The organism is Xanthomonas sp. AC360 (assembly GCF_979258225.1).
The window spans coordinates 2,365,416-2,380,018 of the sequence record NZ_OZ409846.1; the positions used below are offsets into that span (position 1 = coordinate 2,365,416).

Consider the following 14,603-nt stretch of genomic DNA (forward strand, 5'->3'; position numbering starts at 1 on the left):
ATGCCCGGAAAAGTGCGATGCATCTCTCAATCGCTGGTTGGCAAACGTTAACATTGGCATCACGCTTGCATCACTTTTAGTGCAACCGTCGTATGTGACGTCCCTTTCCTTGCGAAGCCTGTTGAATGCCTGCACTCGACCCCTTGTCGCTGTACCGCACGCGGAGCTGCTCCCGGCAGTGGCTGGGCTTTGTGCGGGCGATGGCCGAGGAGTTCGGCGCCGAGCTACCCGAGCACGACCTCGCCACCTTGATGGCCCGGATCGGCCGCCGCTTCGCGCGTGAGCACAGGCTGGCGTCCTGCGCCGCGCTGGACGAGGTGCAACAGGCCGCCAATGCGATCTGGGACAGCTGCGACTGGGGCCAGTGCGCAATGGACGAATACCCCGACCACGTGCAGATCCGGCACGGCGGTGCGCCGTTGAGCGTGGCGCTGGACGGGGCTGGCTGGAGCGATGGGTTCCTGCAAGGGGTCTACGAAGGATGGTTCCAGCAATTGGGGATGCTGGCAGGCCTGGCGGTGCAGACCGTGCCGGCCGATTCCGTCGATCTGCGCCTGTTTGTGTTGGCGCGGACGGCATGAGCATGTGCGATCAGGCAAGGGGAGTGTGATGGCACCGAAGAACACCAAGAACACGCCGGGACACGACGACGTATCGGGTCTGTTCGCGCGTTTGGGGACGCAGGCGAGCGAGGGTTATCACGATTTCGCCTACACCCAGCTGCCGCCGCGCAAGCCGGGCGTGACGCCTGCCGAGGCGCCGGAAGCTGCGCAGACGGCGCCGGTTGCGCCGGAGGCTGCGGTCGCGCCGGTACACGTGCCGACAGCGCGTTCGCCCGCAGTGTCGGCGGCAGTGGCACCGCCGGTCGCACCGCTTGTGGCCCCGTCGTCGCCGGTGATGCAGGCAACGGCGCCTGCCGACCAGACAGTTGGCGTATCGCCCGGCGATGCGCTGGCACCGCTGCGCAAATTGCGGCAACGCGATGAGCCTGTCGCGCGCGGCCTGTCGTCGCTGGAGCGGCCGGCGCAGACGCCGTTGGAACAGCTGTTCCAGCGGTTGCTGCAGGCCGACGCGCGCGCCTCTGCGCACAGCCCGCTCCAGCGCCTGCGCTCGCGTTGAGCGCTCCCTTCCGTGATGCCCGGCAAGCGCGTGATGCGTTTGCCGCCGCGTTGCCGTACGTCTGCCACGTTTCCAGGATTGCCCGATGACCACTGCCAGCCTTCGTTCCGCATCACCGTTGCCCACGCTGGCAACCTGGGCGCTGTGGCTGCTGGGCGCGTTGCTGCTGGTGTTCGTGGTCGCAGTCCCGATGGATGTCACCCAGCAGCTGGTGTTCTCCGGCGTGCTGTTCGCAGTGGCGCTGGCGGTGCGCAACCGTGGTGGGCGGGTGGTCATCCTGATGATGATGGGGATGTCGCTGGCAGTGTCGTGCCGCTACATCTGGTGGCGCATGACCCAGACCATGGGCGTGGGCAGCGCGGTGGATTTCATCCTTGGCCTGGGCCTGCTTGGTGCGGAGCTGTACGCGTTCGTGATCCTGGTGCTGGGCTATTTTCAGGTGCTGTGGCCGCTCAATCGCAAGCCGGTCCCATTGCCCGCCGATCAGAGCCTGTGGCCGAGCGTGGATGTGTTCATTCCCACCTACAACGAGCCGTTGTCGGTGGTGCGCACCACGGTGCTAGCCGCCAGCGTGATCGATTGGCCGGCCGGCAAGATCAACATCTATCTGCTCGATGACGGGCGCCGCGACGAGTTCCGCGAGTTCTGTGCCGAGGTCGGCATCAACTACGTCACCCGCACCAACAACGCGCACGCCAAGGCCGGCAACATCAACGCCGCCCTGAAAAAATGCAGCGGCGAATATGTGGCCATTTTCGATTGCGACCACATCCCGACCCGCTCGTTTCTGCAGGTGGCGATGGGCTGGTTTTTGCGCGATACCAAGCTGGCGTTGGTGCAGATGCCGCACTATTTCTTTTCGCCGGACCCGTTCGAGCGCAACCTCGATACCCATGGCAAGGTGCCCAACGAAGGCGAGCTGTTTTACGGTTTGTTGCAGGATGGCAACGATCAATGGAATGCCACGTTCTTCTGCGGTTCGTGCGCGGTGATCAAGCGCACTGCGTTGGAAGAGGTGGGCGGCGTGGCAGTGGAAACCGTCACCGAAGATGCGCACACCGCGCTCAAGTTGCAGCGTCGCGGCTATCGCACGGCGTATCTGGCGGTGCCGCAGGCAGCGGGTCTGGCCACCGAGAGCCTGTCCGGGCACGTGGCGCAGCGCATCCGCTGGGCGCGCGGTATGGCGCAGATCGCGCGCATCGACAATCCGTTGCTCGGCCGCGGGCTCAAGCTGTCGCAGCGGCTGTGCTATCTCAACGCGATGCTGCATTTCTTCTACGGCTTGCCGCGCATCATCTATCTCACCGCACCGCTGGCGTATCTGTTCTTCGGCGCGCATGTGATCCAGGCGTCGGCATTGATGATCCTCGCCTACGCGCTGCCGCATATTCTGCAGGCCAATCTGACCAATCTGCGCGTGCAGAGCCGCTTCCGGCATCTGCTGTGGAACGAGGTCTACGAGACCACGCTGGCCTGGTACATCTTCCGCCCGACGCTGGTGGCCTTGCTCAATCCCAAGCTCGGCAAGTTCAACGTCACGCCCAAGGGCGGGCTGGTGGCGCGCGGTTATTTCGATGCGCAGATCGCCAAGCCGTATCTGTTCCTGCTGCTGCTCAACGTGGCCGGCGTGGTGGCCGGCGTGCTGCGGCTGGTCTATGTCGGCGGCAGCGGCGAGCAGCAGACGATCTGGTTCAACCTGGCCTGGACGCTCTACAACATGGTGCTGCTGGGCGCCACGATCGCCACCGCCAGCGAAACCCGCCAGGTGCGTAGCGCGCACCGGGTGCCGCTGGATGTCCCGGTCAATCTGTATCTGCCCGACGGCGGCGTGCTGGCCTGCCGCTCGGTGAATTTTTCCACCGGCGGCATGGCGATCAAGCTCGCGCAACCGCAGCCGATCGAGCCCGGCTCGACGGTGCAGATCGGGCTCAGTCATCGCGGTGTGGAGCAGACCTTGCCGGCCGTGGTGCGTCAGGATCGCGATGGTCAGGTCAGCATCCAGTTCACCGAGATGTCGATGGAACAGGAGCGCTGGCTGGTGGCATCGACCTTTGCGCGTGCCGATATCTGGTTGTCGCAATGGGGCCAGCACGATCGCGATTCGTTCTGGCGCTCGATGGGCCAGGTGCTGGCCGCCAGTGCGCGCGGATTCGGGCGCCTGGGTCGGCATATGGTGGACAGCACGCGTCAGGGCTTCCGCCCGGCGCGCGCGGATCTGGAGTCGTGAGCGTGATGCGTGGTGTTTCCCTTTCCCCTGCCAAGAAGCAACTGATGCGAATGTCCCCGGCCGTGTTGACCTGCGCGTTCACGCTTCTGGCCGGTCTGGCACAGGCGCAACAGACCGCACCGACGGCGCCTGCCGCGCAGACAGGCGCCGATGCGCAAAGTGCCAGCGCAGCAGCGGTCGCGCCTACCGCGGCCACACCGCCCGCCGGCAGCGCACGCGCGGCCACGCTGCGCGATCTGGGCATCGATTACGAAATCACCTTGCGTGGTGTGCAGGGCAGTGCCGGCGTGCCCTTCAGCGTGCGTAGCGACGAGATTGTCACCGCTGCCACACTCAATCTGAAATACAGCTACTCGCCGTCGCTGCTGCCGGACCTGTCGCACGTCAAGGTCACCATCAACGGCGTGACCGTTGCGAGCTTGCCCACCGACAAGGCCAACGCCGGCAAGTTGCTGTCGGCCGATCTGCCGATCGACCCGCGGCTGATCACTGACTACAACCAGCTCAATCTGCAACTCATCGGGCATTACACCCGCGAGTGCGAAGACCCCGACCACAGCAGCCTGTGGGCGAATGTGGATGCGGCCACCAGTCTGTCGCTGACCACCACGCCGCTGGCGCTGGCCAACAACCTGGCGCTGCTGCCGGTGCCGTTTTTCGATGTGCGCGATACGCGGCGTCTGGAGCTGCCGTTCTATTTCCCGCAGCAGCCGGACATGGCCACGCTGCAGGCGGCCGGCACCGTGGCGTCGTGGTTCGGCACCCTGGCCGGCTATCGCGGCGCGGTGTTCCCGGCCTCGACCAGCAGCTTGCCGGCGAGCGGCAACGCGGTGGTGTTCGCCACGCCCAACACCTTGCCTGCGCAATTCGCCACCGCCGACAGCGGCGTGGCCGATATCCGCGGGCCGACGGTTGCCGTCGTGGTCAACCCGACCGATCCCAACGGCAAGCTGCTGCTGGTGCTCGGCCGCAACACCGAGGATCTGCAACGCGCGGCCACCGCGCTGGCGTTGCGCGCGCCGCTGACCGGTGCGGTGGCGCGGATCGGCGAGATGTCTGCGCCGACGCCGCGTCGGCCGTACGACGCGCCCAAATGGATTTCGAGCGAGCATCCGGTGCGTTTCGGCGATCTGGTCACCCAGCCCGGCGCGCTCAACGTCACCGGCTATCACCCGGACCTGATCCGGGTCGGTTTGCAGCTGCCGCCGGACTTGTTCGTGTGGGAGCGCGACGGCATTCCGGTGGCGCTGAAATACCGCTACACGCTGCCGGAAGAGGACAACAAGTCCGCCCTCAACGTCAGCATCAACGAGTCGTTCGTGACCACCTTGCCGCTGACCGGCCGCCCATTCGCCGAGTCCACGCCGGTGCGCTGGTGGAACAGCCTGGGCACGCGCGGCAACATGCCGGTGCATCAGGATCTGACACTGCCGGTGGGCGCGTTTTCGGCCAATAGCCAGCTGCGCTTCCACTTCTTTTTCGATCGCCCGCAAGGCGAGGCCTGCAAGAACACCTTCCCGGATGTCTCCGGCGCCATCGATGCCGATTCCACCATCGACCTGAGCGGTTTCGACCACTACATGGCGATGCCGAATCTGGCCGCGTTCGCCAACGCCGGCTATCCGTTCACGCGGCTGGCCGATCTGTCCGAATCGGCGATCGTGCTGCCCAATAATCCGGGCGACCAGGATCTAGGCAATGTGCTGACCTTGCTCGGCCGGTTCGGTGCGTCCACCGGCTACCCGGCACTGCATGCGCAGATCATCGCCGCCAGCGCGGTGCAGCAGCACGCCGATCGCGATCTGTTGCTACTGGGCAGCGCCGAATCGCAACCGCTGTTCAAGCAATGGCGTGCGCAGCTGCCGGTGGGCCAGGACGGGCAGAACCGCCGCATCGGCCTGACCGATTGGCTGTTCGAAAAACTACCCGGCTTCCTGTCCTTCGACGCGCGCCGCACCGATCTGCCGACCACCACCGACATCGCGTTGCAGCCGCAGCCGGACGACGTGTTGCTGATGGGCTTCGAATCGCCGTTGAAATCCGGCCGCAGTGTGGTCGCGTTTCAGACCGAAGACCCGGCCAACATGAATCGTCTGTTCGATGCCTGGTTCGACCCGGCCTTGCTCAAGGATTTCCAGGGCAGCGTGGTGTTGCTGCAGCAGAAAAAGGTCACCAGCCTGGTCGGCAATCAGACCTACTACGTGGGTCACTTGCCGCTGCCGACCTGGCTGCGCTGGTACTTCTCGCATCACCCGGTGTGGCTGGCCCTGACCGTGGTGCTGCTGGCGCTGCTGCTGGCACTGGCCGCGCGCGTGCTGCTGCGCCGGCATACCGCCGAGCGCCTCAACGACGGCCACGGCGCATGAACGCGGCCGCGCGCGGCAGTGCCATGACGCGCCGCGGCCTGCTGCGCGCCGGTGCACTGGCCTCACTGGCCGCTCTCTTGCCGGCCGGCGCGATGGCAGCGCCCGCACAGTGCGGCGCCTGGCCACTGTGGAACGCGTTCGTGTCCAAGCACATCCAGCCCGATGGCCGGGTGGTGGACTTCCTCAACGCCGATCAACGCTCCACCTCCGAAGGCCAGTCGTACGCGCTGTTCTTCGCGCTGGTGGCCAACGACCAGGTGCTGTTCGACAAGGTGCTGGGCTGGACCCGGCACAACCTGTGCGGTGGCCGCCCCGATCTGAATCTGCCGGCCTGGTTGTGGGGCCGCGATGGCAGCGGCGAGTGGCGCGTGCTCGATGCCAACACCGCCAGCGATGGCGAGCTGTGGATCGCCTACGCCTTGCTGGAAGCCGGCCGGCTGTGGAACCGCCCTGGTTACGGCAAGGCCGGCCAGCAGATCCTGCAACTGATGCGCAGCCAGGAAGTGGCCAAGCTGCCCGGGCTGGGGCCGATGTTGTTGCCCGGCCGCAGCGGCTTTGTCGAACCGGGCCGCTGGACGCTCAATCCCAGTTATCTGCCGATCCAGGTACTGCGGCGCTGCGCCAACGCCGACCCCAAGGGGCCGTGGGCGGCGATCGCCGCCAACGCTGCGCGCGTGCTGCACGACAGTGCGCCAGTCGGCTTTGCACCGGATTGGACGGTGTGGGACGGCAAGGCCTTCGGCGCCGATCCCAAACGCGGCAATCTCGGCAGTTACGATGCCATTCGCGTGTATCTGTGGGCCGGCATGCTGGATGCCGGCGAGCCGCTGCGCGCGAAGTTGCTGCAGGATTTGTCCGGCCCGGCCGATCTGCTGGCCGCAGGTACCGCGTTCGCCGAAAAGGTCGACACCGCCCGCGGCGTGGGCACCGGCGCCGTGCCGGTGGGGTTTTCCGCCGCGTTGCTGCCTTACCTGAGCGCGCTGCGTCAGCCCACCCTGCTCAAGGCACAGGCGCAGCGGATTCCGCTCGCCGCTACACCGGCCGCCGCTGCGCTGCCGTATTTCGAACGCACACTGGCCCTGTTCGGACAGGGCTGGCTTGAGAACCGCTACCGCTTTGCCGCAGACGGGCGCCTGCTGCCCGCCTGGAGAACGCCTGCATGCTCCGCAAAAACCTGACCCCGCTCTACCTCGCCGGCATGATCGACCTGTGCCTGCTCGTCTCACCGGTGCACGCGCAGACCAGCGCGACCCAGCAACTGGTCGGGCAGGGCAACTACTGGCACGACCAGGGACGCGACGATCTGGCCGCCGACACCTGGAAAAAGCTGCTCGGCATCGATCCGGACCAGCCAGACGCCTTGCTCGGCCTGGCGCAGATCGATCTGGCGCAGGGCCGTCAGTCGGAGGCGCGCAAGCGTCTGCAGCAGCTCGAAGCGGCGCATCCGCAATCGCCGCAGGCGCAGCGTCTGCGCGTGGCGATCGGTGCGCGCGGTAGCGCCACTGCCGGCGAAGACCCCAATCTGCGCAACGCACGCCGCGCTGCCGCGGCCGGGCGCTATGTGGAAGCTGCGCGCAGCTACGAGGCCGTGTTTGCCGGCAAGGCGCCGCCGCCGACGCTTGCGCTGGAGTACTACCAATCGCTGGCCGGCACGCCGACCGGTTGGGAGCGTGCGCGCGATGGTCTGCGCACGCTGCAGGCCAGCGACCCGGCCAACCCGTCCGTGCAGATGGCGCTGGCCCAGGTATTGAGTTATCGCGAACCCACCCGTCGCGAAGGCATCGCGCAATTGCGCACGCTTGCCCAACGCGCCGATGTGGGCGGCCCGGCGCGCACCAGCTGGCGCCAGGCGCTGCTGTGGCTCAACGCCAGCACCGCCGATGCACCGCTGTATCAGGCATTTCTGGCCGGCAGCCCGGCCGATGCGGAAGTGACCGCCAAACTCGGTCAATTGCGCGAACAACGCACGGCGGCTGCCGCTGCGCCCGCCGATCTCAATGGCATCGCGCTGGCCGAGGGCTTTCGCGCGCTCAATGCCGGCAATCTGAGCGCGGCCGAACAACGTTTCACCCAGGTGCTGCGCGCCCGTGCGCGCGACCCGGAAGCATTGGGTGGCCTGGGTTCGGTGCGGCTGCGTCAGCAACGCTTTGCCGAAGCGCAGGAACTGCTGCGCCCGGCCGCCGCCAGCAATGGCAAATGGAAAGGTGCGCTGGACAGCGCGCGCTACTGGCAACAGCTGCAGCAGGCCGAGGCCGCACGCGCACGCGGTGACATCGCGCAGGCACGCCAGCTGGTGGAGCAGTCGGTGCAGTTGCTGCCCAACGAGCCGGCCGGCCATGTCGCGCTGGGCGGTCTGCAAAGCGCCAGCGACCCGGTTGCGGCCGAAGCCAGTTATCGCAAGGCGCTGTCGCGCGATGCCGATAATGCCGGCGCCTTGCAGGGCCTGGTCGGGCTGTACAGCCGCCAGGGGCGCATGTCCGAAGCCAGCGAATTGTTCAATCGCCTGCCGGCCGCCGAGCGCGCCAAGTCCGGTGGCGAAGCCTTGTTGCGTTCCAATGTGCAGCGCGCCCGCGCGCGGCAATCGCTGGAGGCCGGCGATACGGTCAGCGCGCAGGCCGAGCTGGAAGCTGCCATGGTCGAACGCCCCGGCGATGCCTGGATTCGCCTGGATCTGGCCCGCCTGTACCAACAGGCCGGCCGTCCCGATCAGGCGCGCAGCGTCATGGATGGCCTGCTTGCCGTGCACGGCGACCAACCCGAAGCGCTGCACGCCAACGCCTTGCTCGCACAGGAAAGCGGCGACTGGCAGGGTGCGTACGACAGTCTGGATCGCATTCCTGCCGCAGCGCGCACGCCGGAGATGACCCAGCTGCGCACCACTGCCTGGATCGAACTGCAGGCGCGTCAGGCGCGGCTGCTGGTGGAGCAGGGCAGGGTGGGCGAGGCGCAGCAGTTGCTCGCACGTACCGAAACCGCGCTGGGCAACCAGCTCGACGATCCGCAATTGCTGGCCGCCCTGGCCGGCGCGCATGCCGACGCCGGCAATGCCTCGCGCGCGCTGGTGCTCGCGCAGCGGCTGGTCACCGGCGCCAATCCGCGCACCGAAGACCGCCTGCAATATGCCGGTGTGCTGCTGCGTGCGCGTCAGGACGCCGAGTTGTCGGCGGTGCTGCGCCAGCTGCAATCCACCACCATGACGCCGGAACAATTGCGTCGCTATCAAAACTTGCGCAGCGCCTACACGCTGCGCCAGGTGGATGCCTTGCGCGAGCTCGGCAATCTGGAAGGCGCCTACGATGCGTTGTCGCCGATCCTGGCTCAGCAACCGGACAACCGCGACGCTCAGGCGGCATTGGCACGGCTGTATGCCGCCGCCGGCGATCAGCGCCAGGCGCTGGCGATCTATCAGCAGATCCTGCAGCGCCACCCCAACGATCTGGACACGCTCACCGCTGCCGCCAACAGCGCCGCCGCGCAGTCGGATCTGCGCAACGCCGAGAGTTATCTGCAGCGCGCGCTGGCGCAGGCGCCGGAATCTCCGGACGTGCTCGCCGCCGCCGGCCGCGTGTATCGCAGCGCCGGCAAGAACCGCAAGGCCGAGCAGTATTTCCGCGCCTCGCTGGCCGCGCAGCAGCGCCAGGCCGGTCAGCTCGACAACGGCTTGCCGGGCGCACGTGGCCCGGCGGCAGTCGCCTCGGCAGGCCGTCCGCTCAATCCGTTCTCCGGCATGACCGGCGCCATGCCGCGCTCGCCGGCAGTCCTGTCCGAGCGCATGCCGGCGGGTAACGCGTTTGCCGATGTCGCGCTGGAGCCGCCGGCCGCCACCCAACCGGCAACTGCACGCTTCGCCACCGCCGCAGCCGTCGATGCCTACGCCGGCAACACGGTCGATACGCTGCCGCAGCCGGTGAGCGCCAGCGCCGCACCCTCGCTCTTGCCGGCGCCCAACAGCCGCAGCCGCCTGCCCACGCGCAGCGCTCCCGCGTTCGTGCCGGACAACACCGCTCCTTCGCGCAGCGTTGCCGCGCAAGAAACGCGTGCGCCCAGCAGCGGCAACAGCGTGCTCGACGAACTGCGCGCCGTGCAATCGGAAAACAGCGACAACCTCGCCGGTGGCGCGCTGTATCGTTCGCGCGATGGCGAGGACGGCCTTGGGCGACTGGACGACATCGAAATGCCGGTACAGGCCGACTTCGCGGTGGGCGAAGGCAAGCTCGGCGTCACGCTGACGCCGACCGTAGTGGATGCCGGCACGCTGACCACCGATTACGCCACCGCCAGCCGCTTCGGCGCCGGCCCGCAGACGGCAGTCAACGATGCGCTTGCCGCCGACCGCAGCCCGATCGACACGCTGACCAACTCGTCGGTGTATCAGTTGCTCGCCACCCAGGGCGATAACGTCGCCACACGCGAACGCCTGCGCCGTTACGCCTTGAATACCGGCTTGTTCGGCGAACTGCTGACCGAAAACAACAACAACACGCCTGCGGCATTGGCCGCGCTGGCCAACGAGCCGCTGCCGGCATATCTGCTCAGCGTCAACGCGTCCAGCACGCCGATTGCGCAGCTGGCGCGCGACATCCTCAGCAATACCGCGATCAGCGAACAGCTGGCCGCCGGCGACGGTGCCGCGTTGCAGGCATTGGCCAGCAGCACCGCTGCCGCGCAGCAGACGCCCACCTCGCTGGCCGCCACGCTCAACAGCATGGCCGCCAGCGGCAATGGTGCGCGCCGGCTCAGCCAGGACGACACCGGCGTGGGTATCGGCGTGCGCTATCGCAATGGCGGTTTCAGCGCCGATGTGGGCAGCACGCCGATCGGGTTCCAGGAGCAGAACGTCGTCGGTGGCGTCGGCTATCGCGGCGAGATCGGCGACACGGTGAGCTGGTCGGCCGATGCCTCGCGGCGCGCGGTCACCGACAGCGTGCTGTCGTTCGCCGGTGCGCAGGATGCACGCAGCGGCCGCGAATGGGGCGGTATCACCAGCAATGGCATCGTGCTCTCGGCCACCGGCGACAACGGCCTGCTCGGTGGGTATGCCAACCTTGCCGCGCACCGCTTGATCGGTAACAACGTGGCCGACAACGACCACCGCCAGGCCGACCTGGGCTTCTACGTACATGCGTTGGAAACCCAGCATCAGTCGCTGACCGCCGGCGTCAATCTGACCGCCATGCAGTACGACAAGAACCTTAGTGGATTTACGTACGGCCACGGCGGTTACTTCAGCCCGCAAGAATATGTGGACCTCGGTTTCCCGGTGCATTGGAGCGGGCGCAGCGCGGGGCAGAGCGTCAACTGGAAGGTCGATGCCAGCGTCGGCGTGCAGCATTTCAAGACCGACCCCACGCCGTACTTCCCCACCGACCCGACGCTGCAGCAGGCCGCCTACGACGCCGCATCGCTGGCGGCGCTGCTCGGCCTGGTCGACCGCTATACCGACCCGGTGTATGCGGGCGAAAGCCGCACCGGCGTGTCGTACAACCTCAGCGGCGCAGCCGAATGGCAGGTGGCGCCGCAGTTGTTCCTGGGCGGGCGCATGACCTTCAACAATGCACGCGACTACAACCAGTTCAGCAGCAATCTCTATCTGCGCTTTGTGATGGATCGCCTGGGCGCCGCGTTGGGTCGCGCACCGCAGGTGCTGACCTCGCCGTATGCCGCAGATCGGTGATACACGGCAACGCGTGGTGTGAGCGAAGGAAGGGCTGAACAACGCGCGGCATGACGGGGGAACCTGGGATGTCGCTCAAACGCGGCTGTCTTCCCTGCTGAACATCTAGCAGTTGTGCGTAGTGAACATTGCCAGCGGTGTTGATCGAAAACACGCGGACGCGTTGTGCAGAGCCTCCCTAACGAGGCCAGCGTGTGTGGCCGTTGCGGCAGACGCAGTGCATCGTTCTGCGCCACGTCGAGGTGCGATGGCGCGCATTGCATCGACGCACATTGCTGCATGCAGTACACAGCTGATGCGGTTGTAGCCGTTGCGCAGACGCAGTGCATCGCTCTGCGCCACATCGAGGTGCGATGGCGCGCATTGCATCGACGCACATTGCTGCATCCAGTACACAGCTGATTACGCATAAACGAACGGCGCCTCGCGGCGCCGTTCGCATCACATCTGACCGTCTACGCCTGGGTTACGGGCGTACCTTGGTCGCGCAGATAAACGTGGCGGCCTGCTGCAGACGACTGATCGCACCCTGGTCTTCCAGTTCGCGGATGTGATCGTTCATGCAGGTCAGATAACCGAAGCGGTTACCGGCATTCTGCGTCTTGCACAGGCTGCTCTCGGCGGTCAGGTTCGCACCGACGATCAGACCGCCGGTTTCCACCGTCGGCACCAGCGTGCTGCAGTTGCCCAGCCGGGTCAGGCCACGGTTCAAGGTCCAACCGATATCGGCAAACATCGCCGGGGTCAGGTCGATGTTCAGATGCGCCTGCACTTCCGGCGTATCGAACGGTTCCATCAACGCGTTGGGCTGCAGATCGGTATCGAAGTGCGAGAACGTCGAACCACCGGCCACCACGCTGGGCGCATACAACCGCGTGCGGCCTGCGCTGTCGGTACCCTGCAGCAGCTCGGGATCTTCGTACAGCGCCGCCACCACGCCGGTGCTGCTCTTCAACCGTGCGCCATCGGCCTGCGACACCATGATCGCCGGGATGGTGATGTCGGTGATCGGCGGCGCCGCATTGCCCATGGTCTGCACGCCGCCGGCGTTGTTGGCAACGATCACGCCCACCGCACCGTTGAGCTGTGCGTTCTTGACCTTGATGGCGAAGGCGCAGGTGCCGCGGTCGATCAGCGCCACCTTGCCGGCCACCTCGGCCGCATTGACGAACGGCGTTTCGCAGCCATCGGTGGCCGATGCGGCGGCAACGCCGTCATTGATGGTCACCACTGCGCGCGCCGGGAAGTTACCGGCGCTGGCCAGCGGCCCGAAGCTGGCAAAGCCCACTTCGAACTTGCCGGCGGCAGCGGCCGGCGCGCTGACCTGCAGCAGCGTGCGCGGGTCCAGGATCAACGCCGCCTCGCGGTTGACGCGGGTGCCGGCCCACACCGTGCGACCGGGCGTGCGCATCGCCTCGGCGCGCAAGGCGTTGGTCATGGTCGGGTCGTCGAAACGCTTGTTCTGCACGTTATCGAAGGCCTGCGAGGTGTAGACGTCGGTCAGACCGCTGCCCGAGCCGAGCACGCCGGTGGTCTTGTTGAGGAAGCCGGCAGCGCCCAACCCGTGGCCGATCTCGTGCATCACCACGTTGAGGAAGTTGATCTGCCCTGCCGGGGTCTTGCCGTCCAGGCCCAGGTACCAGCCCGAACCGGCCAGGCAGTCGTCCTTGCCCAGATCGCCGTTGAACTGCGAAAACACGTCGGCCGGATCGGCCGGATCGGGCACCAGGTCCTGCCCGGCGATCGCATCGCCCAGCGCGGACGGATACAGGGTATTGGCCTTGGCGCCGGGGAAGTCGTTGACGATCCAGTTCGGGCCGGCCTGGCCCAACGTGCCGCCGGTGGCGGTGCAGGTCAGCCGTGCGAACGAGGCATACACCTTGATTTCGACGTTGCTCTGCAGCACCGCGCCCCACAGATCCATGGCGTATTGGTAGGCGATGCGACGCTGTTCGCCGACCGACCGCCCGGGATTGCCGCCCAACGGTGCCGCGGTGGTGGGGTCGTTCAACCCGACCACGGTGCCGGCATCGCCATTGATCAGCGTGACGTTGGCAGCGGATGCATGCAGCGGCGCCAGCGCCGCGCCCACGGCCAGAGATAACAGCAACAAGGGCTTATTCATGCGGCAGCGCTCCGTGCTCGGCGTGGGCGGGTTGGGTGTCTGCGTCGTCGCTGTGCTCGATCACGATGCGGCCGTCGGCCTGGCGGGTCGCGGTCAGCGAGCTCATTTGCGTGGCCGGCAACTTGCGCACCACGGTGCCGTTGGGCAGGCGACGCTCGGTGGCGCGTGCGGCCGCCTCGGTCTGCGGCACGGTCGTGCGGGTCGCCCCACTGCGAGCGGCGGAGCCGGCCTGCTGGTCCAGCGCCGCACTCTCGGCGTCGGTCAGCGGACGCAGCTTGCCGGTGACGGGATCGATACCGACCTTGGAACTGGCGGCGACGTCCTGCGCCCCCGCAACAGCGGGCAGGCAGGCAACACACAGCACACCGGACAGCATCCATCCGGGCTTGCGAAAGCTCATCATCGTTGGGATTTCCTTAAGTCCAACCGCAGAAAGAACCCCGTGCGACACACCGGAGTTCGGGAGATACTTCCGTTTCAGTCTGTTCATGACTGAACCATGAATCCGTGATGGGTGTCAATCTTTTGACAGTTGGCGCGCTGAATGCGAACAGATGTTCTGAAAACGTCAGCCTCGCGCTTGCGCCACGATGCTTTTCAGAAATCAGTAGCGGTTCCGGGGCGTTTTAGTCAGAAATCTGACGCCCTGGCGACGGTGTGCGGCAGATCGCCGCGCTCCCTGTTTTCCCGGGAGCGCGCGCCCGGGAGGGGCAGGGGCGGCCGCACTTCATGGACCTCACTGCACCAAGGTGGCTGCGCGCACAGCTCCATACCGCTCCTCGCCCCGGCCCGTGCGGGTGGCGCGGACGCACCAAGGCAAGTCGCGTCAGTCGCGCGCGAGCTGTGCCTTGCTGCTCCGCAGGAGGGGGGGGGCTGGATTTCGCCGCGCCGACGCAGTCGATACCGCCGACTCAATGCCTGCGAGCGGCAAGTAGCAGCGACCAATCAGCAGTCAGAAACCAACAGCCAGCACAGCGATAGGCCGCAGCCGGCAAGCAGGCAGGCCTGCAGGAAAGCGCAGGCGTGCGTGTACGGACTCGACACGTCCACTCGTACACTGCGCGTCCTGCAGAGTGCTTCGATCGTCAACGA

General features: G+C 66.7%; 8 protein-coding genes. 6 read left to right on the top strand and 2 right to left on the bottom strand.

Features of this window, described 5'->3' with window-relative positions:
• Positions 1-125 precede the first annotated feature (125 nt).
• The 6 genes from bcsD to ACZZ0O_RS10115 all read left to right on the top strand — a co-directional run bounded on the left by bcsD (position 126) and on the right by ACZZ0O_RS10115 (position 11,386).
• Positions 126-581 (top strand): cellulose biosynthesis protein BcsD, encoded by a 456-nt coding sequence (gene bcsD, locus ACZZ0O_RS10090; RefSeq protein ID WP_115527079.1) that lies wholly within the window; start codon positions 126-128, stop codon positions 579-581.
• Between the two features lie 28 nt (positions 582-609).
• Positions 610-1,119 carry a hypothetical protein gene (locus tag ACZZ0O_RS10095; RefSeq protein ID WP_463590699.1) on the top strand — a complete coding sequence of 170 codons (510 nt, stop codon included), beginning with the start codon at positions 610-612 and terminating at the stop codon, positions 1,117-1,119.
• A gap of 85 nt (positions 1,120-1,204) precedes the next feature.
• On the top strand, positions 1,205-3,346 hold the full coding sequence (gene bcsA, locus ACZZ0O_RS10100; RefSeq protein WP_055850829.1) for a UDP-forming cellulose synthase catalytic subunit: 2,142 nt from the start codon (positions 1,205-1,207) through the stop codon (positions 3,344-3,346).
• A 44-nt stretch (positions 3,347-3,390) separates the two neighbouring features.
• A complete protein-coding gene (bcsB, locus tag ACZZ0O_RS10105) occupies positions 3,391-5,712 on the top strand; it encodes a cellulose biosynthesis cyclic di-GMP-binding regulatory protein BcsB (protein ID WP_463590700.1) in 2,322 nt (773 codons plus the stop codon).
• Complete coding sequence (bcsZ, locus tag ACZZ0O_RS10110; protein ID WP_463590701.1) at positions 5,709-6,890, top strand: cellulose synthase complex periplasmic endoglucanase BcsZ; 1,182 nt, start codon at positions 5,709-5,711, stop codon at positions 6,888-6,890. The genes bcsB and bcsZ overlap by 4 nt, the downstream gene beginning before the upstream one ends.
• Positions 6,872-11,386, top strand: a complete 4,515-nt coding sequence (locus ACZZ0O_RS10115) for a cellulose biosynthesis protein BcsC (RefSeq protein WP_463590702.1) — start codon at positions 6,872-6,874, stop codon at positions 11,384-11,386. The genes bcsZ and ACZZ0O_RS10115 overlap by 19 nt, the downstream gene beginning before the upstream one ends.
• Before the next feature lie 466 nt (positions 11,387-11,852).
• Here the strand turns inward: ACZZ0O_RS10115 and ACZZ0O_RS10120 are convergent, their stop codons facing one another.
• On the bottom strand, positions 11,853-13,511 hold the full coding sequence (locus tag ACZZ0O_RS10120) for a PA domain-containing protein (protein WP_115561290.1): 1,659 nt from the start codon (positions 13,509-13,511) through the stop codon (positions 11,853-11,855).
• Positions 13,504-13,914, bottom strand: a complete 411-nt coding sequence (locus ACZZ0O_RS10125) for a post-PEP-CTERM-1 domain-containing protein (protein ID WP_463590703.1) — start codon at positions 13,912-13,914, stop codon at positions 13,504-13,506. Before ACZZ0O_RS10125 ends, ACZZ0O_RS10120 begins: the two co-directional genes overlap by 8 nt.
• Positions 13,915-14,603: the final 689 nt, after the last annotated feature.

Coding starts and splice junctions, on each gene's coding strand:
- bcsD (WP_115527079.1), top strand. CDS start 126: ATGCCTGCACTCGACCCCTTGTCGCTGTACCGCACGCGGAGCTGCTCC.
- ACZZ0O_RS10095 (WP_463590699.1), top strand. CDS start 610: ATGGCACCGAAGAACACCAAGAACACGCCGGGACACGACGACGTATCG.
- bcsA (WP_055850829.1), top strand. CDS start 1,205: ATGACCACTGCCAGCCTTCGTTCCGCATCACCGTTGCCCACGCTGGCA.
- bcsB (WP_463590700.1), top strand. CDS start 3,391: ATGCGAATGTCCCCGGCCGTGTTGACCTGCGCGTTCACGCTTCTGGCC.
- bcsZ (WP_463590701.1), top strand. CDS start 5,709: ATGAACGCGGCCGCGCGCGGCAGTGCCATGACGCGCCGCGGCCTGCTG.
- ACZZ0O_RS10115 (WP_463590702.1), top strand. CDS start 6,872: ATGCTCCGCAAAAACCTGACCCCGCTCTACCTCGCCGGCATGATCGAC.
- ACZZ0O_RS10120 (WP_115561290.1), bottom strand. CDS start 13,511: ATGAATAAGCCCTTGTTGCTGTTATCTCTGGCCGTGGGCGCGGCGCTG.
- ACZZ0O_RS10125 (WP_463590703.1), bottom strand. CDS start 13,914: ATGATGAGCTTTCGCAAGCCCGGATGGATGCTGTCCGGTGTGCTGTGT.